Source organism: Pantoea sp. Ft-CA_14 (genome assembly GCF_024520875.1).
GTDB classification, from domain to species: domain Bacteria; phylum Pseudomonadota; class Gammaproteobacteria; order Enterobacterales; family Enterobacteriaceae; genus Pantoea; species Pantoea agglomerans.
The window spans coordinates 228,109-250,216 of sequence record NZ_JALNPM010000003.1; the positions used below are offsets into that span (position 1 = coordinate 228,109).

Sequence of the window (22,108 nt, forward strand, 5' to 3'; positions counted from 1 at the left end):
GCGGTCATCCGAAACGAGTTCGCATAATTTCGCGCAGACTGATGTATCAATGTGTTTGATTTACCGCCGGAGTGTGGGTTTAAACAGGAGTCGTTATGCTCTACATCTTTAGTGGCCTTCCGGGTAGCGGAAAAAGCACTATCGCTAAAATGTTATCTGAAAAATTAAAAGCGGTATATTTACGCGTCGACACGGTTGAACAGGCTCTGCGTAATAGTTCAGCAGCTTTCAGGGATATTGGTCCTGAAGGCTACTTCATCCTTTATGAGCTTGCGCGAGACAATCTCAGGCTGGGGTCAACTGTTATCACTGACTCGGTGAATGACCTTAACCTGGTGCGCGATAGTTTTCGTGATATCGCACTGTCATCAGGTGTTCCCTTTCTGGAGATAGAAATCCTCTGTTCGGATCCAGAACAGCATCGTGCCCGTGTAGAGAACAGAATTTCTGATATTCCTGGTTTAAAAGTGCCTGACTGGCAAGCCGTTGTGGATCGTGTTTATGAACCGTGGAGCAGAGAACATCTGAAGCTGGATACGGCTGTATTATCGCCTGCTGAGTGTGTTGATAAAATCCTTAAAGCGACCAGTGTGGGCAGATATTCACGACACGACCTCAATAATAATTAAATTATTTTTTAAACCTGACCTGCGGGAAGGTCAGGTTTTTAAATAGTGCAAAGCTTATTTATGTACCCTGTATTATCCGGACGTAATTATTAAAAATTATAATCTAGCATCAACTTATATTCAGTGGTAATAGCATCGCCGTTCTTAACCCAGCTTCCGCTCTGTTTTATCAACGAGCCCGTCACTTCTCCGGACACGGTGAAGCGATGGGTCAATGGATAATTGGCCGACACCTTCATGAAGCGATTTCGGGTATTCTGGAATACCTCGCCATCTTCAGGCTGTGCATTGTTTTTCTTATAATGCCCATACCCGCCGCTGAGCGTTGTGGATAACTTCCCCCAGTTACGCCAGACGCCGACTGACGTGGTCCAGCTTTTTTCGTCGATATCCCCCCATTGTGCCCGGTCTAAAATTGCAGACGCGAATTGCTGGCGGGCCCAGACTCCGGTGGTATTATTAATAATATACTGCACGCCAGGCTCAATCTGAAATGAACGGACGTCACGATCATTTTGTGACCCACCACTGCGGCGGTGATCAATTTGCTGGTACAAGTAGTTAAAGAATGAGAAGTTGTCCGTAAGGCGCAGATCGGTAAATAACTTTACACGTCCTTGCCAGCGGTCCTCGATTGACGCACTTCCGCCCATTACATCCCAGCCATAGCGCAGACGTTTGTAAAAGTATTCATGGCCGATAATCAACTGAGTCCATTGATTCTGACTGAGGTAAGACTGATTTTCCCACGTCCCGTTATAATTAGTTGTTCTGCCTTCAGAGAAAGCCAGATACCAACCGGGTAACGTATCGTGCCGCATCACACCTTGCACAAACGTCAGCGAATCATTCCCGTTGTGGAAATGGCTGTTACGCCAGTTATTATCCTCAATGGCATATTTCATTTTCAGTTGGCCATGAACGCGGCCACCGGTGGGATTGGAGGAGCGAGCTGAGGTCCACATGACATCTTCATCCAGATATGACCACGGATCCACAGCAACAACCTTTCCCGACGAATCTTTTATGATGCTCATGCTCGCATTCGCCAGTACGGGAAAAAGAAGAGCAAAAATAACAGACAGGGCATGATAGTTTTTCATAATAATATCCCGTTAAAGCATTTCTTTTATTTTCAACGTCGCGTGAAAACTGTCGTTTTGAGGCAGGCTAATACTCCATGGCCTCTCCTGCATGGAATACATCCGGGTACTGAATGCCGCTTTATTGTTTATATAAAAAACAGCCATAGAGTCTTGAATCAGAACGCGTAACTCAACTTTGTCCCCGATCGGAACATTCACCCAGGATTCCGCGTTAACCTGGTGAATCGACGCGAGCGGCGCATTGAAAAAATAGACTTTTCCCTTGCTCTTATTGAATACAACGTTAAGCGTCGCATCACTGACTCTGTCGCCAGCCAGGCCAAAGCTCATAACCATGCCGGCAGAGGGAACATCTATGGTTGCGCTTAACTCACCCCGTTTGGGCAGGGGTGGATACAGAGCAGACTGTAAGGGGCCGAACGACGTTGCCGTTTTAAGCGTTTTAGTGCTCGTCAAGTAGGTCACCGGACCAGGGTTGTCACTGATAACCTTCTGAAGTTCGTGGGGGGGGATGCTGTTGAGCTGACCCTGGTCATCTGCGGTGAGCTCATGAGCAACCAGATTTCCTGCCCAGTCAATATTACCGTTGTCACTGTTCCCGGCTTTCGTCGGGATCCAGCCGAAAACAAACAGCCGATCGTTTTTGAGTACCAGTTTACCCGCGTAAAAACCCGAGCCGTCGACCACATAATTGTCCAGTTTTCGCCATGGCCCATCCGGATTATCAGCAACCCGGTATTGTGTAAGGCGTAATGGCCATTGATCGCTAAAGCTGAGATACCAGCGTCCGTTGAAGTAAACCAGTGTCGGACATTCGAGGTTGGCATTGCTGGTGATGGTGTCGTTATCAAAAAATACGCCGCGATCTTCCCAGTGCTTTAAATCCGTTGAACTGTACCGGGCAATAACCCCACGACCTTTACTGCGTGTGGTAATTAACATCCAGTATTCTTTCTTTTCCTCGACCCAAACGGCATGCGGATCCCGGAAGTCATTACCCCGATAGTTGCCGCCAGGTAAAATGGTGTCCTGCGGGTGTTTCACCCAGTGAAGGCGATCCTTACTGGTCGCATGCATAATCGACTCAACAGGGAAGACATTTTCATTGTGTGCGGTGTACCAGGCATGCCAGGTATCGCCGACTTTAATAATCGAACCGGTTCCTAATAGCAGTTCAGGATTGTCAACGTCGTTAATGTAGGGGATCACTTCCGAATGGTTCTGATAATCATACAAGTTCGCACTCGACAAGAGATGAATGGCATGTACCCCCAGATCGCTGCCGCCGCGGACATCATTAAGATAATAGATATCAAATTTGCCATCGTTAAAAACGGGCATGGGGTCGCCCACGAAAGACCCTTCAACCCGCGGAAAAAAGCCATTAATATGGGTGATACTTTTATTCTGTAATGTCTCTTTCGAAGGCTGCGACCAGGCAGGGTTATTGCCGAGCGAAAGCGCAAGCAGAGCGACAGATGCCGCTAATATTAATTTTTTCATGCTACACCTGAATGTCAGAAGTTATAATTCACGCCAATCACAATAAATGGATTCCATGAGTGACCGGTCGATGTCCAGAGTCCGGTTTCTTTCGTAAATTGTGCTTTAAACTCACCGTATAATCGCACTTCACCAAATACCGGGTAACTCAGCGTGCCGCCGATAAATTTATATCGGCCGTCATAGAAAACTTCACTGGCATTGCTGGCGTTATCTATTTTGTCCTGTCCAAATCCAACATAGAGGGAGGTTAATAACGGATACCAGTTTCGCCAGAGCCCGGCCGTCACTTTCCATTCTTGTTCAACAATGTCGCCCCAGCTTTGACGCTCCTGGCGGTTATGGTAATAATAGGGCCGTAAATAGAGTCCAAGATCCGGATTCACGCGGTATTGAATGGCTGGCTCAATTTCGAAAATGTACTGCTCAAGATCGCCATTCCCCGGTTCGTTACCCTGAGGCTGATATTCGCCATAAGCGTACCCGGCCAGGCTCCATTTGTTGGTCAGTCGAAGGTCCTGCCAGACTTTGAATCGGTTTTTCCAGCGCTTTGTTGCCGTTTCAGAGCCGACCATGGCCTCCGTACCGATATTACCTCTCCAGGTTTCGAAAATATGCCCCACAAAGAATTCATTGATGGTATTGGTGCCTTTGTAGTCCTGATTACTGAATTGTCCTTGATAACTGTCTTCTCTGGCATTCCAGAAACCGAAATACCAGTTAGGTAATTCATCGTGCCTTAAAAAAGCCTGAATGGTGGCAAGCTTAAATTTGCCGCTGTTTTTCTTATTATTGCTCCAGCGAACATCGTCAATTTCTATCTGAGATCCGATATTTCCATGCAGGCCACCTACTTCCATATTACGGCCGATACTGTTCCAGTGAACCGGCGGATCCTCCTTTCTTAAACGCAACAGACTGACATCTTCCGGGTTAGCCACATGAACTTTTTTGACATCACCTGGTTTATTCTCCGGTGACGTGGATAAAGGTGCTGGCATTGACGATGTCGCAATTTCAGCTTCTTTATCTTTCTCCACTGAAGATGAAGGTGCCTTAAGGGGCAATTGATCACGGCTTTTATTGGCAGGTGATATATGCGTTCCTTGCGATTCAGATTCATCCTCAAAATAGCTTTGATAGTTTCCTGTATAGTTTACGGGCTGTTCTGTAGACTCTTCAGCAATGGCAGGAAATGCCACCAGTGCCACCGTTAACACCAGCGTCTGTTTCCCTGGAGCGAATATGCTTTTATCTCTCGTTTTAATGCAGTATTGCGGCGTTAATAAATCATCCATTTTGCAATCTCATTATTCCAGACAAGAACATGCCAGCCAGAGACTGGCACAAATAAAAACTGACAACGTTAGAAATTATCGAAACTGAGAATTATTTATCCAGAGACCAATACCCGGCATCGAGTAATGAAGCCACACCCTGATTCGCAAACAGTGAAATATCGCGCTGGCCCGGCTGCGGATAAATTCGGCTGCTTAAGCAAGCGTCACCATCGTTAACAAAAACTTCCACTGATGAGCGGTCAATAAAAATTCGCAGTGACAGAACGCTTTCTATTGGCAGCGGAACGCTGCGAGTCCCTTCCAGTGAATATTCCGGATAGCGACGCTCCAATACCAGACGCCTGGCCTGGTCATCGACGTAAATTCTCAGTCCGTCGCCCAGTGCAATACCAAATTGTTCAGCTGTCGATGCGCTCAGATCCCATCCCAGCTGTACTTCGACTGCTTCGGCATCTGCCGCGACAAGGACTTTCTGATTATTCAGACAGCGGACGGGCGTGGGATAATAGCTGCCACGCAGCGCAGTAACTTCGTCAGCAGGTTTCATCCTCACACGCTCATCGTCGGCAAGGCTTAACTCGCGCGGAAGCGAGAGCATTCCGGCCCAGCCATCCTGCTGTTCGGGCATGGGTGATTCCCACATATCCAGCCATCCGATGACAATGCGTCGGCCATCCGGGGTCAAGAAACTTTGCGGTGCATAAAAGTCGTGACCGTGGTCCAGCTCAGTAAATTGTGCGTTGTGGGTGAACGGTTGACCTGGCTGCCAATCCCCAAGTAAATAGCCACTCTGGAACAGGTTGCGGTTGTGATACCCTTCCGCCGCCATGCCCTGTGGCGAGAGCATCAGAACACGCTTCCCTCCCAGGGTGAAGAAATCCGGGCATTCCCACATAAAGCCCATCCCTTCATCAGCCTCGGCGAAAATTCCTTCGTCATGCCATTCGTGGAGATCGGTGGAACGGTACAGACGCACCTGGCCGGTATTCTCCACGCGGGAACCGACAACCATGTACCAGAACTCTCCTTCTCGCCACACCTTCGGATCGCGAAAATGATGCAGTCCGGGCGGTGTATCAATCACCATGCCATGCCGTTCGAAACGGATGCCGTCACGACTGGTCGCCAGGCACTGCACCTGGTAGAGGTTATCGTCGGTGTCCGCCTGGCCGTGAAATTTATGTCCGGTATAAATCAGCGTCAGCGTATCGCCGTCCACCACGGCAGAGCCGGAGAAACAGCCGTCTTTGTCCGCCGGGCCCTCCGGCGCTAACGCGACGGGCAGATGTTCCCAATGCACCAGATCTTTGCTTCGGGCGTGCCCCCAGTGCATCGGACCCCATTTCGTGGAATAGGGATGGTGTTGATAAAAGGCGTGATACCAGCCGTCAAACCATACCAGGCCATTAGGATCATTCATCCAGCCTGCGCGAGGGGCGAGGTGATAGCGCGGATACCAGCGCGGATTAATCCCGGATTGTGCTTTTTCAAGCACCTGTTCAGCCTGCTCTAATAAGGATGTCATCGTCTTAACTCTCAGTACATTACACAGCGTTTTGCTGCAGAAAAGATGGCTCAGATGAGGATTTAGTTGAGCGCAAAAGGAAAATGGAAATAAACGTGGTGCTGAACACCATGATGCCCATGATCAGATAGGATTGTGCGAAGCCAAATCTCTCATAGCTAAAACCTGCCAGCGGGGACAATACGGTGCCAATGACGGAGCTGGTGCAGGCAAATCCCACCAGATAAATGGTGGAGGAGAGACGTTTGTCGAAATTCAGACTGTTGTATTTAAATATGGCGACTAACAATATTGGCAGTTCGACCGCGTGAAGCAGTTTAGTAATGGAGATAAGCAAGGGGCCTTCCACCAGCCCGGAAGCGATCATGCGCAGCGCCATCACCATTCCTGCGAATACCAGACCATTCTTAGCGCCAATGCGATTAACCAGCCACGGCGCACAAAACATACCCGCGGCTTCAAGAAAGACCTGGAAAGAGTTTAAATAGCCAAACATCTCGTTCCCTTCTCGTAATGTCGGGAACTGCGACGAGAAATAGACCGGGAATTGCTGATCGTATACCCCGTAAATGCAGGTTCCGACCACGAACAATATCAGTGCCCAGAAGCGCGGCAGAGTAAGCAGACGCAGGGCGTCTTCCAGAGAAACTTTTTTAGCGCCAATTTCGAGTTTCTCCATGCTTGCCGGCGCGGCCACCTTTAAGCGGGCCAGCAGACAGAAGAAGATTAACCCTGAGCAAGAGGCCACCAGGAAGTTAAGGTCAGGGTTGATATTGAACAGTAGCCCGGCAAAGAATGTGGCGACCGCCCAGCCCAGAGACCCCCACATGCGTGCTCGCCCAAACTCAAAGGTACTCTGACGCGACACTCGCTCGGTGTAAGACTCCAGAATGCCAATACCGCCATTAAACGTCAGCCCGATAAATAAGCCACCGAATACGCTACCCAGCAGAATATTAATGCTAAGCAAATAGCTAAAAAGCAGATAAGCAGGACCGGAGAGGATCAGTAATGAGGTGATAAACCATAACAAATGTTTACGCAGACCCAGTCGGTCCTGAATAAAGCCATAACACACCTGCGCAAAGAGCGCGGATACGGATAAAACGGAAAAGATAATGCCGGTTTCCGATGCTTTTAGCCCCACTTCCTGATGCAGCCAGATCGAGAGAAGTGAACTTGATGAGGACCAGGTCACAAAGAAAAAGAACAGCAGAGCGCTAAGCAACATGTAACTTCGGGTAGGCCTTTTTTTCATCAACGTAATCTCGCAAAAAGAATATACCAAGATGGTAACGTTAACATTTTTGACCTACACTTGATTTTGATGTGATATAAGATGTTAATCACAAAAGTTAACGTTAACATTCATGCGATGAGATCACGCTCAAATATTTTAGTGTGGCTTGCAAAACTCTGGGTTCGGTGCCTGGAATCAGACATTCGCATTTATTCACAACACTTTACCGGGTCGAATGCAGTCAGATAATGGAAAACTATGGCGTCTTTAAAAGATGTGGCCAAACTGGCCAATGTTTCGCTCATGACGGTTTCACGAGCGCTGAATGAGCCTAAACGCGTGAAGCCTGAAACTCTGTCCCGGGTGCAGGAGGCAATCTTACAGTTAAATTATGTGCCGGATCTCTCCGCCCGACAGGTTCGTCGTGTCGGCTCCCGGAACAATACGATTGGCGTGCTGGCGCTGGATACCGTCACCACCCCTTTTTCAGTAGAAATTACGCTGTCTATCGAAGAAACCGCACGCGCGTATGGCTGGAACAGCTTCGTGGTGAATATGTTTACCGATGATAATACTGACGATATTGTCGATCTGCTACTCGCCCACCGACCTGGGGGGATCATTTTTACTACCATGGGGCTGCGTGAAGTGGATATCCCTCCCCGATTACTGGAGCATCCTTGTGTACTGGCCAACTGCGAGAACAAGGGAGAACCGGTTGCCAGCTATATACCTGACGATGAAAAAGGACAGTATACGGCTGTACAGGCGCTGTTAGCAGCGGGGTACCGCCGCCCTCTCTGCCTGCATTTACCTGTCAACCATCTGGCGACACTTCGCCGCAGTCGGGGGCTTGACCGCGCCTGCCGTGAAGCCGGTATTAATCCTGATACGCTTGAGCACTGTTATATGCAATATGGCGATGAGCACTACCGTGATGTTCCTGAGATGCTGCTGGCGCATATTGATCAGGGGAAACCGCGATTTGATTCAGTCATCTGTGGTAACGACCGTATTGCATTTATGGTATATCAGACCCTGTTGACGCAGGGAATTCGAATCCCACAGGATATTGCCGTTCTTGGCTACGATAATCTTGTAGGGATCGGAAATTTATTTTTACCCCCGCTCTCCACGGTCCAGCTACCACATTATGAGTTGGGTCGCTTAAGCACACTGCACATTATCAATGGTGACAATCACCGGGATAAAGTGCTGGTTGAGAGTCCATGGCTCATGCGCGAATCATTTTGAGAAAGTAATTCCGCAATTTTTAACACTATTACTCACCATACTTGCATTTTAATGGGAGCCTAACAGTCTCACTCTGCTTCCTGTTATCACTTAGTTATGTTGACAGGTCCGCTCCTGGCATGCAGTGGACATGTTTGCCAGGAAAGGTCTGCTCTGAGCGAAAAACGGACGTAATCCCTGAACAGTTGATCATGTCCCGAAGGCTTTTTCAAAAACTGAAAAAGAGTAGAAGTCGCAGATAATTGAATCAAAAAGCATCCCGGCTGGCAAAATTCTGATGCCCTTTTGATGGTATTCCATCATTCCCTCTCAAATTAACATTGTAATTTTCCACTATTTTTTAAGTTAATCTGAATATTCAAAACCTTAAAAAATAAATAAACCATCTGATTCAACATCATAATTTAAATTGTCATTTTATTTTTACTGAAGCCTGCCTTCTTAAATTTATGCGCGATTTTTGCACTGCCGTTGGTTAATAACCGTGAGTAATCTCTGGCTGCTCCAGGCCGATAATCGTAAGACATCTTACCTGGAGCTTTACTGCCATGCTGAAAAATACACGTCTCACCACGATCCTGACGTTATCCGGACTGTTCCTGTTTTTTGTCTTTCTTGCTTCTTCATTGCTGAGTGTGATCTATCTGAATCGCAGCGCGGAGTCTCTCAAAAATCTCAACCATGAAGTCTCTGCCACCCTTGGCGTCGCTGACACGACTAACTGGATACGTGCCGCTCGCACCACACTGCTGGCCGCTGTCCCTTATGCTGACGGCAGCAATCCAGAAGCGTTTAATGCCGCGCTGGCCCAGGCCAGATTTTACTATGATGGCGGCTTGCGCTTTATGCAGGCCTATCAGGCTGCACCAAAAATGGCCGGTGAAGCGGAACTGTCACGGGAGCTGGCCGCACGCTACAACGATTACACTCAGCAAGGCGTTGGTGCCCTTTTCACCGCGCTGCAGAAAAGGGATGTACCCGCTTTTCTGATGCTTGCTGGTACAAAAGTCGTGGCACTTGATGAGGCTTACCGCGTTCCGCTGGACAAGGTTATTGCCATACATAAACAGTCAGCCGTAAACATCACCCAGCAGGCCGATACCGATACGCACATTGCTTATGTTGCTGCGGGTGTGTCGATCATACTCTTTATCCTGGCCTCAGTCATTGTGGCGGCGGTGCTGAAAAATGTGCTGATCAAGCCCCTGCGTCGTGCTGGCGAAGTAACGGCAGCCATTGGTGCCGGCGATCTGACATCGGAGTTCCACAATCTCCGCAACGATGAAATGGGCAAGCTACTGCAGGGGCTTGAAAATATGCAGCTTGGCCTGAAAACGATGGTCAGTGAAATCGTCAATGGCGTAAGCGAAGTGGCTCGCGTTACCACGCAGATAAGCGACGGCAACCACAGTCTTTCCAGCCGCACGGAGCAACAGGCGGCAGCGCTCGAAGAGACCGCGGCGAGCATGGAGGAGCTCTCGTCTACTGTTTCACTCAACGCCGGTAATGCCTCAGTCGCCAGCGACGCGGCCTCTGCGGCTTCCGGAACCGCTTCGGAATGCGGCGCGGCAATGCGGGAAGTGGTGCGCACGATGGCAGACATCAAAACCAGCGCAATGGCCATCAGTGAAATTACCTCCGTAATAAACAGCATTGCCTTTCAGACAAACATTCTGGCACTGAACGCAGCGGTAGAAGCAGCACGTGCAGGCGACCAGGGTCGCGGTTTTGCTGTGGTTGCTAACGAAGTTCGCACGCTTGCACAACGCAGCACACAGTCTGCGCGGGAAATTGAAAAGCTGATTGCTGAATCCAATCTGAACGTCGGTCTGGGTGAGCAGAAAGTGGCTCAGGTTTCGCTGACAACAGAAAAAATTATCAGCGATGTGACCGGCGTGACCTCGCTGCTGGGAGAGATTGCGGCGGCGTCTTCTGAACAGAGTAAGGGAATAAATCAGATCGGCACGGCTGTAACCGAAATGGACAGTGTGACTCAACAGAACGCCACGCTGGTTCAGGCTTCTGCTGCTGCTACGGGTGTACTGGAGGAACAGGTTAAATCGTTAAGTGCGATTACCAGCCGGTTCAGGTTGCAGACTGGTGCGGTCGTGACAGACATACGCTCCCCGGCCATACCGTCTGTTCAGGTGAAAGAAAAAGTTTCAAGCGATCCGTGGGTGAGCTTTTAACTGAGTCAGGCTGATGTCTGCAGCTTCTTCTGCAGACATCGGGCCTACCAGAAGATGGCCAAAACAATTATGTCCGCTTCAGACACCAGGCGGACAAACACACCATCGCCTGCCCTGAAAGAACAACGGAGCAACAGCCATCAGGATGCACCCACCCACGCAGACTGCCGCTCCCAGCTTGCCCCTATTCTGCCGTCCCTATTCCCACCTTCTCACGCCCGGTATCCGTCAGTGATGCTCTCACCTGCGGCAGGCTTTCCGGGTAATTCTGCTGAATAAACTCAATCATCTTCTCACGCACGTAACAGCGTAAATCAAAGGCGATCGGCGAGTTCTGCGCGGTCATCAGCATCCTGATGGTCATGGTTTTCTCGGTGGTGTCGGTCACCTGCAGCACAGAGGTTTCCTGATCCCAAAGCTTGGTTTCGCTCAGCACTTTTTCAAAATGCTTGCGCAGCGGCTCCAGCGGCATGGAGTAATCCACGTAAAGAAACACCGAGCCTAAGATCTGGGCGTTATTACGCGTCCAGTTCTGGAACGGATTTTCGGTAAAGTAGGTGATCGGCAACACCAGCCGACGCAAATCCCAGATGCGCACCACCACATAGGTCAGGTTGATCTCTTCAATCCAGCCCCACTCTTTTTCCACCACTACCGCATCATCAATTTTAATAGGCTGGGTAAAGGCGATCTGAATACCGGCGAACAGATTGACCAGCGACTTTTGCAGCGCAAAACCAATAATGATACCGGCGACACCGGCACCCGCCAGGATGGTGGTGCCGAATTTCCGGACGCCAGGGAAGCTGAGCAGAATCAGCGAAACACAGAACAGAACCAGGATAACAATAACTACTTTTTTGACATAGATAATCTGCGTGCGAATTTTGCGCGCACGAAGGTTATTGGAAATATTAATGTCATAGCGGATATAAAGCATATCCTGCGCCACATTGGTCAGCCGGATTAAGACCGAGCAAAATGACATAATAATAAAGACATTGATGATATTGGTGATTAAAGAGAGAGATTCCGGTTGGAAATCGATGTAATTAACGCCGACATTAATCATTAATAACGGAATAAAAAAGAACATCGAGCCGCTAAGATGCTTCTCAAGGGATTTAAACAGTTTTCTGTCACGAATCTGCCAGTAGCGGATGAACCGGAGCAGGATAAGGCGGGCCAGAAATCCCAGCACAAAAGAGAGCGAGACGAGTAATACAACAGGCACCCATGACGGGAAACCAGATAACTCACCGAATAACAATGGCATTATTTTCCCTTATAGTAAGCTGACAACCTCAGGCTGTCAGATAAGTGACAAACTCAGTAACCGTTGTCTTCACGGCTATCCGTTCGTAACACAATCAGCGCACATGAGTATGAACCATAGCGGCGAAGTTAACAGGAAATGCACGGTGATGCGTCCAGAGAGGCTGTCGCGCGCCAGCCTTATGGCTACTGATACAGAGGCCGAATGTTGGCCCTCATGTCACCGTCCAGCCAGCTAACCCCATTAAAATATCTGATACAACACGGCCACTTTTTCACTCCCCATTATTTAGGCTGCCCTGGCCATCCGGCAACAAAAACGTTGCCAGAATCACTAAGCGTAACGCTTTGCGTGGACGTTTTTGTGCCATCTGCTAATTTTTAAGCTGTTCCCCTGCTGCTGAGAAAAACAACAATATGATTAACACCCTTAAACTTTCCTCTGATTTTCGTCGCAGTTTCCTGCGTGAAGTCCTGGTGCCGCTGGTCGCTATCTTACTGCTGACGTTTGTAGGTGCAGGCGCTGCGCTCTTTGTTGGTACCTCACTCACCAATACGGAGGCCCGCCATCAGCAGCAACGGATGATTGAAGCCTCTTTTTCACAGAGTCTGAATGAGCATCTGCGCCAGCTGCACAGCCTGTCGCGCTGGGGACCCTTTGAGCAGCATCTGGCAGAGGGCAACAGCAGCAGGTGGCTGGATGAGAACATTGGGCTGTGGCTGTATGAGATGTTCGGCCATCAGCTGATTCTGGTGCTGGACCAGCAAAATCAGATCGTCAGAGTCTGGCGCGAAGGCCAGCCGGTCTCTGCCCCTGAAGATGACCCGCTGATTGGTGAGGTGCTGCAAAGCCCGCTGGTCAACGATCCGGCACGCCACGATAACGCCGATTATGCCCGTGTGACAAACCGTGCCGCCGCGCTGGCTGTAGGTAACATCCAGCGGGAGAGCAATGCCCTGCCGCGTTTCCGGCTGGTGAGCCTGAAATTTCTTGATGACGGCTATCTGACGGGCCTGGCGGAACGCAATCAGCTGCAGGGGCTGCACTTCTCCGACGGCACGCCACAGCCGGGAATCGGTGCGCGCTATCTGCTGATCGCGCAGGCGGGTGAGGCGGTTGGCTATCTGAACTGGATCCCCTCCCGTCCCGGTGCGCAGATGCTGCGCACCATCGGGCCATCTACCGGGCTGGCGGTACTGGCGATATCCCTGCTGTGCCTTTATATGGTGCGGCGACTCTGGAACTCGTCGGTGAACCTCTCGCAATCCATGCTCAGGCTCGGCGCGTCGGAGGCTCAGGCACAGCACCTGGCGTTTCATGATGTGCTGACCGGCCTGCCGAACCGCGCACTGGTCGAAGACCGCTTAACCCAGGCGCTGGCTCTGGCAACGCGCCACGATCAGCGGGTGGCGCTGCTGCTCATCGACCTCGACCGCTTTAAAACCATCAACGACACTCACGGTCATCATGCCGGAGATGAACTGATCATCGCGGTCGCACAGCGCCTGAGCCGTATCGTGCGGGCCAGCGATACGGTAGGACGCATCGGCGGTGATGAATTTATCGTGGTGATGCCAGATGTCGATAATATCGGCCAGGTGCATAGCCTGGCGCAGCGCATTATCGATGAACTGAGTGAGCCTTTTACGCTGTTTGGCAGCGATGTCTGGAGTGGCGCCAGTATCGGACTGGCGCTGGCACCCAAAGATGGGGTTGATCGGCTGGAACTGATGCGCAAAGCGGATATTGCGCTGTATGAGGCCAAAAGCGGCGGGCGCGGCACGTATCGTCAGTTTGAACGGGCGATGGATGAGTCGGTGCGGACCCGACAGACCATCGCTGCCGACCTGCGTACGGCGCTGCATACCCATCAGGGGCTGGAGGTGTGGTATCAGCCGCTGATGGATATTGGCGGTCAGCAGATGGTGGGCATCGAAGCGCTGCTGCGCTGGCACCATCCAGCCCGCGGCCTGATTGCGCCCGGTGAATTTATCGCGATTGCCGAAGAGACCGGCCTGATTATTCCGCTGGGCGAATGGGTGCTGGCTGAAGCCTGCGTCACTCAGCAACGTTTTCCCGAGCTGCTGGTGGCGGTCAACGTCTCGCCGGTGCAGTTCCGCTCTACCGGCTTTGTTGAGCGGGTGATGGCGATTGTCAGCCAGAACGGCGGCGATCCGAAGCGCCTGGAACTGGAGATCACCGAAGGGGTGTTAATCGAAGATGAACGCGAAGCACGCGCCATTATTGTGGAACTGCGTGACGCGGGCTTCCGGATTGCGCTGGATGACTTTGGCACCGGTTACTCCAGCCTGAACTATCTCAGCAACTTTCCGGTGGATAAAATCAAAATCGATCGCTCATTCACCCAGTCGCTGGGCGTGGCGGAAAATTCAGTGGCGATTGTTGAATCGGTGGTGAAGCTGGGTCATGCCATGGGTCTGATGGTGACAGCAGAAGGCGTCGAGACGCCAGGACAGATGTCTGCGCTGGCAGATGCAGGCTGTAATCAGTTGCAGGGCTATCTGTTCAGTCAGGCGGTGCCCGCCGATCAGCTCGCGGCGCTGATGAAAACGATTGCGCCAGACAATGCGCAGCATGAGTGATACTGATGTGGAAAGCCTGAGCGCAGCTCTGTGCTCAGGCTTTCCGGCTGCGTGATGCATCTGAGATCAGAAGATCAACATCACCCTTCACACGTTGTTGCGGGAAATTAAACCCCCAGGCTATCCAGCAGCGCGGCAGAATGGGCGACCGCGCCAAAGATGCCGCCCTGAATATGGATCATACTCAGCGCCGCCTCATGATGACGCAGCTCGGTCGCAGCACAGCAATCGGACAGCACCAGGCACTCAAAACCGCGATCGTTGGCTTCGCGCAGCGTGGTGTGGACGCAGACGTCGGTGGTAATACCGGTGAGGATCAGATTACGGATGCCGCGACTGCGCAATATCAGCTCCAGATCGGTGGCATAAAACGATCCCTTACCCGGCTTATCGATCACCACTTCACCCGGCAGCGGCGTCAGCTCCGGGATTATTTCCCAGCCCGGTTCACCGCGCACCAGAATACGGCCGCACGGTCCCTCATCCCCGATCCCGGCGTTCATTCGCCGCGAGCGCCAGCGTTTGTTGGCGGGCAAATCGCTGAGATCGGGCCGGTGCCCTTCGCGGGTATGAATAACCGGAAACTGCCGGGCGCGCATCGCCGCCAGCACCTGCTGCAACGGTGCGATGGGCGCGCGGGTCAGACTCACGTCATAGCCCATGCTGTCGACATAGCCGCCGACGCCGCAGAAGTCGGTCTGCATATCAATCACGATCAGCGCGGTGTCAGCCGGCGTAAAAGTGCCGTCAAACGGCCAGGCATAAGGGGTTGAATTAACGCTGTAGTCGGGCATTGCTGTTCTCCATTACCGGGCGCGGCATGCGCATTCTGCTGATCAGGCTGTAGCTGATGGCGGCGGTCACCAGACCAATAACCGCTTCACCAAATTGAGGGAAAGCGACGTGGGCGATCACCGCACACAAGCTGCCAATCGCCCAGGCGGCAAACGCATTACCACGAAAACGCTGCGCCGGACGCTGCTCGCTGATGCGCGCCATAAAAATTAAATCCACGATCATCACCGCACCAAACGGCGGCACCACAATGCCGAGCAGGCTGAGCCACTCCAGGAAGTAAGACCAGACGCCCGCCAGCGCCAGTACGCCGCCAATGGCACCCAGGATCAGCGTCCAGAGCCGCATTTTGCTGCTGAACAGATGACTGAAGCCCACCGCCCCGTTATAGAGGCAGTGTGTGCAGACCGATCCGAGATTGATAAAGACAAACAGGCAGGCCACTACCGACAAAAAGGCGCTGTGCCCCATCAGCATCGGCAGGAAGTTGCCGCCATTGGTCAGCGGATCAACTGCTGCGCCCACGGCCACAATCACCACACCGAACAGGTAAGAGATGACGTTAGCGACCGGGAAGGCAGAGAACGCGGCGATCACCGCCGAACGGCCATTCTTTGACCAGCGGGTAAAGTCAGCGGTCATGGTGCCGGAGTCAGCAAAACCGGCCACCACCATGGTGACGGCGGTGCCCATACTCATTGCACCGGCTGCGCTGGCGCTGCCCTTCCACTGCGTCACCACGGAGAAGTCGTGCTGTTTACTAATCAGCCACAGCGCCACCATTCCCAGCACCACAAACAGCGGCGCGGCGATCATCCCCAGCACCGACAGCGCCCGCACGCCCAGGAAGGTAATGCTGGTATAGAGGATCATGGCAAATGCCGTCACCGCCAGCGCATTCCAGCCAAAGGTCTGATTAATGACCGTGCCGGTAAGACCGGTCTGGAAGGCGTACCAGCCGATCACCACTGTCGAGAGAAAACCCGAGACCAGGATGTAGCCTTTGCTGCCAAAGGTGCGTCTGGCCTGCAGGGCGAAATTCATTCCGCTGTTACCGGCGTACCAGCTCAGCGCGCCGACATAGGCGAACAGCACCAGGTTTCCCAGCAGAATAGCGATCAGCGCAGGCCAGAACCCCAGATGCCAGGTGATGATGCCGCCAAACAGCGCATTGGTGAGGATCATCGGAAATCCAAACCAGACGGCCGAGACAGAGCGGGTAGAATGACGGTGCGACAGCGGTACCGGCTCATGTTCAAACTCCTGCTCCAGCGCAGGCGTGGTAGACGTTTTCATTGGGCGATTCCGGGTTGAAGGTGATTCCACGGCTGAATGCGCTCGAAAGCGGCACTGGCAGCCAGCACTAAGGCATCATCAAGATGACGTCCGACAATCTGCAGACCGACGGGCAAGCCGCTGGCAGTAAAACCGGCGGGCACGGACGCGGCGGGCTGACCGGTGAAGTTGAACGGGTAGCAGAACGAGAGCCAGTGATCGCTGCGGACCATGCGGCCATCAATGATCTCCGGTCCCTGCATCCCCAGCGGAAACGGCGGCACCGCCAGCGTCGGGGTAATCAGCAGGTCAAAGCGCTGCATAAAGCGCCACAGGCTGTTGCTGACCGCTTTGCGGGTTGTGACGGCATCGGTGAAGTTTTCCGCCCGCCAGTCGCGCTGTAGCATAGCGACCAGATGTGGCGACATCTCGCTGCCCTGCTCCGCCATCATCCGGCGCATGCCGGTGAGATCGCTCTCCATCGCCACCAGCGCGCCAAAGGCCGCCGACGGATCAGGGAAGCCGGGATCGGCCAGTTCCAGTTCAGCACCGATTTCAGCGGCAAAACGCTGCACCGCCGCGCTGACCACTGCCCGCACTTCCGGATCAACGGCCACATAGCCAAAATCTGCGCTGAAGGCGATGCGCAGTTTGCCTGGCAGATGGTGTGGTGCGCCCAGCCAGTCGACATCGCTGCAGGGAATCGAGTGGCGATCGCGCATATCCGGTCCTGCCATCAGCGACATCATCAGCGCGGCATCGCGCACGCTGCGCGTCATCGGACCGATGTGCTCCAGTGACTCCCAGCTCGACACGCCGGGGTAGCGCTCATCACGACAGCCGGGCCAGAGCGGCACCCGGCCCATCGACGCCTTGAAGCCGAAAATACCGCAGTGCGCCGCCGGAATGCGTACCGACCCGCCGCCGTCGCTGCCCAGTGCAATCGGGCAAAGCTGCGCCGCCACCGCCGCACCCGAACCGGCGCTGGACCCTCCTGGCGTCATGCTCAAATCCCAGGGATTCCGTGGCGACGGAAACAGCGGATTGTGCCCGACCCCGCTGTAGCCAAACTCCGGTGCGGTGGTTTTGCCAAGCAGAATGGCGTCGGCGGCCAGCAACCGTTCCACCGTGATGTCGTCATCTTCCGGCACGAAATCTTTGTACGCCGCCGAACCGGAGGTGGTTCTGACGTTTGCGGTGCAGATTAAATCCTTCACCGCCAGCGGTACGCCCGCCAGCGCGCCCAGTGTTTCTCCGCGTGCCCGTCGGGCATCCACGGCTCTGGCCTGTGCCATTGCCAGTTCAGGCGTCGGGGTACAAAAAGCCTGTATCGCCGGTTCCCGCTGTTCCATCCGTGCCAGCGCCGCCCCGGTCAGCTCATAAGCCGACACGTCCCCGCTGCGAATCAGAGCGGCCATCGTGGTGGCATCTTCGTCTAATAAGGAGTCAAACATGGGTTACCTCGCCAAAAGTGTACCTGTCAGCTAGTGCATGAAGCGTGCCAGTTAGCTGTGATTCATCAGGTCTGAAACGGGGATGCCAGATGGAATACGGGCTGGGATACAAGATCGAATTCTTATGATGCCAGGTGCAGGCGGCTGTTTATTTTTCCAGCACGATGATGGCGCAGGGCTGCGCGATAAGGGGGCGTAATAGCTGAATGGTTTGCGGGCTGCTTTACAAAACGATGTCGGTAATCAGCAACAGTGGCCGATATGCTGGAATGAATAACCACATTTTTACCAGGGATGTTTGACCGGTCTGAGCAGGCACTAAAAAATCACGGCTTAAAGATTCACATGCAGCCTGCAGAGATGATAAGTGCGCATTGAAGAAGATATTTATCTCGAAAACGACGAAATCAGACGAAAAAGATTCATTTATGATCGTCAGGTTTATCACAGCTACGTGTTTGTTGTCGGTAATGAGACTTACACCGTCATCGTTGGCGACCGGATAGATGAACAGACCTTTAACCGTATCGGATACCGGATGCCACCTGGTATCGCCTTTCCGGTTAACGGGCTGGCTGAAGTCTGTTTTGACGTGTTCGATGGTCTGGAGTGCCTGGGCGATTTCCGCCATATCAGCTTTGCAGGATTAGGCAGTGCTGTCGTTTTCAAAAGCGTACTCCTGGCGTTAATGGCACACCATGAAAGCTTCTTTATAGGCGGTTTTGTTTTCCAGGCTGCATCAGGAGAGATCGTTGACCGCAATCGCCCGACACCCCTTGAGGAGATCTACGATGCTTTGCTTGGGTTAAAAAATGAACTACGCTACAATCGCCGGACAGGGTTGCCAAAGAAAGCGCCGCAACCTTTAATCCCGGACTGTTTCCGGGCTTATAAAGTAGTGACTACAGGGAGAGCTTGCTATGTCGTTTTACAATAAACACGATGAAACAACCCCTTTGGCTCCGGTCGAAACCAGGTATAAGGAGTTAAGGGCACTATTGATTGCTGAATGGCTGGCCAGACCCGATCTGCCCGCCATTAAAGCCCAGTTAGCTCAGAGGAAAAAACGCTCGTCGTCTGCCCTGTTACGCCGCAAGTTGAAAGAGCTGAATGCGCGCGAAATGCAGAAAGCTAAGATCAGCGCTTAACGCTTAAAGGCCCGATAACGGGCCTTTCGTATTTTTATCAGCTTCTGGCTCACTCGCAGACGGCTTTTCGCCACCCGCAACTCACCTCTACTCCGGAAAATCTGTCTCCACTGACGTCTGTTTCCACGCTTCGATCTCAGCCAGCCGCTCTTTAAGCTTACTGGTCACGGCATCATGGCCCCAGGCGCCCATCACCAGATGGCGTGGCGGGTTGTCATGCTCAGTGATGGCGATCATTGCCGTGGCGGCTCGCGCCGGATCGCCCTTCTGAGTGCCGCTGTATTCGGCGGTGGCTTTCATCCGTGCGGCTGCAGTCTCTGCATAGTCTGGCAGCGTGCTCGGTGTCTGATGCAGTGAGCGTCCGGCCCAGTCGGTGCGGAACGGACCTGGCTCGACACAGGTGACGCGAATGCCCAGCGGCCCCGCTTCCAGCGCCAGCGAATCTGACCAGCCTTCCACCGCATGTTTGCTGGCAGAGTAGTAGCCTGAGCTGGCAAAACCAATTAAGCCTGCCACCGAGGTAATGTTGATGACGTGGCCGCTGCGCGCCTTTCTCATCGCGGGCAGCACGGCGCGGGTCAGGGCAAACAGGCCAAAGACATTGGCATCAAACTGCGCGCGGATTTCGCTTTCCACACCCTCTTCCACCGAGCTCTGATAGCCGTAACCGGCGTTGTTTACCAGCACATCAATGGTGCCGAACGTGTCGAGTGCCGCTTTGACGGCCTGGTCGATGCTCGCTTGCTGGGTCACATCCAGCGCTACTGCCAGCGCGTTGTCGTGTCCCTCAACCAGATCGGCAATGGAAGATGTATCACGTGCCGTCACGACGACCTTAAAACCACGCGCGATGGTCTGCTGCGCCAGTTCACGACCAAATCCGGTCGAACATCCCGATATTAACCAGACAGGGCTGGAGTGAGCAGTCATGGTAAGACTCCCGTTGATGATGATGAAGTGACTGGAGACCCGGACGCGAGTGCATCCGGGATTTAAGGTTAGCGAGGCGCGACCGCCCCACTTAGCCCTTAATGCTTTTTATTGAACAGCTGGCTGGCGGTGTCGCTGATGATCTGTGCCGCACCGCGATCGCCTTTCACCATTGACGCCATAAAGGCTTTCGCCTGTTTAAAGGTGATGTGCGGCGGTAACGGGGCAACTTCCGGATCGGTTTTCACCTCCAGCAATACCGGGCGATCGGCGCTGAGCGCACGCTGCCAGGCCGCCGCCAGATCGTCAGGATTATCGACAAAAATACCGACCATCCCCAGCGACTGCGCAAACTCGGCATACTTCACGTCCGGCAGTTGCTGCGAGGCGTCAAAGCGGGGATTGCCCTCCATGACCCGCTGCTCCCAGGTAACCTGATTGAGATCCTGGTTGTTGAACACGCAGACGATCAGGCGCGGATCGGCCCACTGCTGCCAGTATTTCTGGATGGTGATCAGCTCCGCCATATTGTTCATCTGCATGGCGCCGTCACCCACCAGCGCCACCACCGGTTTATCGGGATGGGCAAATTTTGCGGCAATCGCATAAGGCACCGCCGCGCCCATACAGGCCAGGCCGCCGGAGAGCGAGGCGCGTTGACCCTGCTTAACCCGATAGTCGCGGGCGAACCAGTTGGCACAGGAACCGGAGTCCGAGGTGACAATGGCGTTATCCGGCAGTTGTGGCGACATCTCCCACACCACCCGCTGCGGGTTGACCGGATTAGCGGGTGCCATGGCGCGCTCTTCCATCAGCGTCCACCAGTCGCGCACCTGAAGCGCGATATCTTCCTGCCAGCTGCGATCCTCTTTATGCTCCAGCAGCGGCAGCAGGGCGCGCAGGGTTTCAGCCGCATCGCCATGCAGATTCACTTCGCTGGGATAGCGCAGGCCGAGCATGGCGGGATCGATGTCGATCTGCACCGCACGCGCCTTGCCCTCTTCCGGCAGGAACTCCGTCCACGGGAAGCCGCTGCCGATCATCAGCAGGGTATCGCAGTTCTGCATTAAATCGGATGAGGGCTTCGTGCCCAGCAGGCCAATCGAACCGGTCACAAACGGCGCATCGTCCGGCAGCACATCTTTGCCCAGCAGCGCTTTTGCCACGCCCGCACCCAGCACATTGGCGACCTGTACCACCTCGACGGCGGCGTTACGTGCGCCTGCGCCAATCAGAATCGCCACTTTTTTGCCGGCGTTAAGCACCTCAGCGGCGCGTTGCAGATCCGCTTCATAAGGGATCACTTTAGGACGCTGATAGCCGCTGCCAGAATGGGTAAAACCGTGCAGATGCTGCGGCGGCTGCCACTCTTCATCCTGAATATCTTTAGGGATGATGATCACCGCCACGCCGTTTTGCGCTTTGGCGATGCGCACGCCCCGGTCGAGCAGATGGCGCACCTGGGTCGAAGTCGAGGCTTCCTGAACGAAGTTGGCAACGTCCGAGAAAATGCGATCCAGGTTCATCTCCTGCTGATAACTGGAGCCGCGCGCGGTCGCTTCCGCCTGTCCGGCAATCGCCAGCACCGGGGCATGATCCATTTTGGCGTCATAGAGTCCCGTCAGCAGATGGGTCGCGCCGGGCCCGCCGGTAGAGAGGCAGACGCCCAGCTCACCGGTGAATTTGGCGTGTCCGGCCGCCATAAAGGCCGCCATCTCTTCGTGGCGTACCTGAATAAATTCTATGCCGTCGCCTTTGGCGTTAGCACGCTGAATGGCGCCCAGCACCCCATTGATACCATCTCCCGGATAGCCATAGATGCGTGTGACGCCCCACTCTTTCAGGCGCTGGACAAAAAAATCACTGGTTTTCATGCTCAT

General features: G+C 53.3%; 17 protein-coding genes. 6 read left to right on the forward strand and 11 right to left on the reverse strand.

Translation table 11 applies throughout. The features are described from left to right. The first annotated feature begins 95 nt into the window (after positions 1–95). Positions 96–629: an AAA family ATPase gene (locus NR195_RS06935; protein WP_201499527.1), complete on the forward strand. Its 534-nt coding sequence runs from the start codon at positions 96–98 to the stop codon at positions 627–629. Between the two features lie 89 nt (positions 630–718). On the opposite strand, the gene NR195_RS06940 is transcribed toward NR195_RS06935, so the two are convergent. The 5 genes from NR195_RS06940 to NR195_RS06960 all read right to left on the reverse strand — a co-directional run bounded on the left by NR195_RS06940 (position 719) and on the right by NR195_RS06960 (position 7,322). After that, entirely contained in the window at positions 719–1,732 is a 1,014-nt protein-coding gene (locus NR195_RS06940; protein ID WP_201499528.1) for an OmpG porin family protein, read from the reverse strand. A 12-nt stretch (positions 1,733–1,744) separates the two neighbouring features. Then, on the reverse strand, positions 1,745–3,238 hold the full coding sequence (locus NR195_RS06945; protein WP_187491509.1) for a glycoside hydrolase family 32 protein: 1,494 nt from the start codon (positions 3,236–3,238) through the stop codon (positions 1,745–1,747). A gap of 14 nt (positions 3,239–3,252) precedes the next feature. After that, a complete protein-coding gene (locus NR195_RS06950; RefSeq protein WP_256844329.1) occupies positions 3,253–4,536 on the reverse strand; it encodes an OmpG porin family protein in 1,284 nt (427 codons plus the stop codon). Between the two features lie 91 nt (positions 4,537–4,627). Then, positions 4,628–6,064, reverse strand: coding sequence for a glycoside hydrolase family 32 protein (locus NR195_RS06955; protein WP_256844330.1), 1,437 nt, complete (start codon positions 6,062–6,064; stop codon positions 4,628–4,630). A gap of 19 nt (positions 6,065–6,083) precedes the next feature. Further along, positions 6,084–7,322 (reverse strand): MFS transporter, encoded by a 1,239-nt coding sequence (locus NR195_RS06960; RefSeq protein WP_372340752.1) that lies wholly within the window; start codon positions 7,320–7,322, stop codon positions 6,084–6,086. A 240-nt stretch (positions 7,323–7,562) separates the two neighbouring features. Between NR195_RS06960 and NR195_RS06965 the strand changes: the two genes are divergently transcribed. Both NR195_RS06965 and NR195_RS06970 read left to right on the forward strand, forming a co-directional pair. Continuing rightward, positions 7,563–8,558 (forward strand): LacI family DNA-binding transcriptional regulator, encoded by a 996-nt coding sequence (locus NR195_RS06965; RefSeq protein ID WP_256844332.1) that lies wholly within the window; start codon positions 7,563–7,565, stop codon positions 8,556–8,558. Between the two features lie 548 nt (positions 8,559–9,106). Further along, entirely contained in the window at positions 9,107–10,747 is a 1,641-nt protein-coding gene (locus NR195_RS06970; RefSeq protein WP_062757913.1) for a methyl-accepting chemotaxis protein, read from the forward strand. A gap of 184 nt (positions 10,748–10,931) precedes the next feature. Here NR195_RS06970 and NR195_RS06975 read toward each other — a convergent pair whose 3' ends face one another. After that, on the reverse strand, positions 10,932–12,023 hold the full coding sequence (locus tag NR195_RS06975; RefSeq protein ID WP_033758264.1) for a mechanosensitive ion channel family protein: 1,092 nt from the start codon (positions 12,021–12,023) through the stop codon (positions 10,932–10,934). Between the two features lie 416 nt (positions 12,024–12,439). On the opposite strand from NR195_RS06975, the gene NR195_RS06980 reads away from it, so the two are divergent. Beyond that, positions 12,440–14,626, forward strand: a complete 2,187-nt coding sequence (locus NR195_RS06980; protein WP_256844333.1) for a bifunctional diguanylate cyclase/phosphodiesterase — start codon at positions 12,440–12,442, stop codon at positions 14,624–14,626. 107 nt (positions 14,627–14,733) lie between these two features. Here NR195_RS06980 and NR195_RS06985 read toward each other — a convergent pair whose 3' ends face one another. The 3 genes from NR195_RS06985 to NR195_RS06995 are packed head-to-tail and all read right to left on the reverse strand — an operon-like array spanning position 14,734 to position 18,150. After that, positions 14,734–15,420 (reverse strand): cysteine hydrolase family protein, encoded by a 687-nt coding sequence (locus NR195_RS06985; protein ID WP_256844334.1) that lies wholly within the window; start codon positions 15,418–15,420, stop codon positions 14,734–14,736. Further along, a complete protein-coding gene (locus tag NR195_RS06990; protein WP_256844335.1) occupies positions 15,401–16,717 on the reverse strand; it encodes a cytosine permease in 1,317 nt (438 codons plus the stop codon). Before NR195_RS06990 ends, NR195_RS06985 begins: the two co-directional genes overlap by 20 nt. Next, positions 16,714–18,150: an amidase gene (locus NR195_RS06995; protein WP_256844336.1), complete on the reverse strand. Its 1,437-nt coding sequence runs from the start codon at positions 18,148–18,150 to the stop codon at positions 16,714–16,716. Before NR195_RS06995 ends, NR195_RS06990 begins: the two co-directional genes overlap by 4 nt. A gap of 367 nt (positions 18,151–18,517) precedes the next feature. Here NR195_RS06995 and NR195_RS07000 point away from each other — a divergent pair, with 367 nt between their 5' ends. Together NR195_RS07000 and NR195_RS07005 are read left to right on the forward strand one after the other, a co-directional pair. After that, the gene (locus NR195_RS07000; protein ID WP_256844337.1) at positions 18,518–19,087 is read left to right on the forward strand and encodes a hypothetical protein; all 570 of its coding nucleotides are present in this window, start codon (positions 18,518–18,520) and stop codon (positions 19,085–19,087) included. After that, the gene (locus NR195_RS07005) at positions 19,071–19,298 is read left to right on the forward strand and encodes a hypothetical protein (RefSeq protein ID WP_029519618.1); all 228 of its coding nucleotides are present in this window, start codon (positions 19,071–19,073) and stop codon (positions 19,296–19,298) included. The genes NR195_RS07000 and NR195_RS07005 overlap by 17 nt, the downstream gene beginning before the upstream one ends. 87 nt (positions 19,299–19,385) lie before the next feature. Here NR195_RS07005 and NR195_RS07010 read toward each other — a convergent pair whose 3' ends face one another. Next, positions 19,386–20,228 carry an oxidoreductase gene (locus NR195_RS07010; protein WP_256844338.1) on the reverse strand — a complete coding sequence of 281 codons (843 nt, stop codon included), beginning with the start codon at positions 20,226–20,228 and terminating at the stop codon, positions 19,386–19,388. A gap of 98 nt (positions 20,229–20,326) precedes the next feature. Continuing rightward, positions 20,327–22,108 carry a thiamine pyrophosphate-requiring protein gene (locus tag NR195_RS07015; protein ID WP_033767679.1) on the reverse strand — a complete coding sequence of 594 codons (1,782 nt, stop codon included), beginning with the start codon at positions 22,106–22,108 and terminating at the stop codon, positions 20,327–20,329.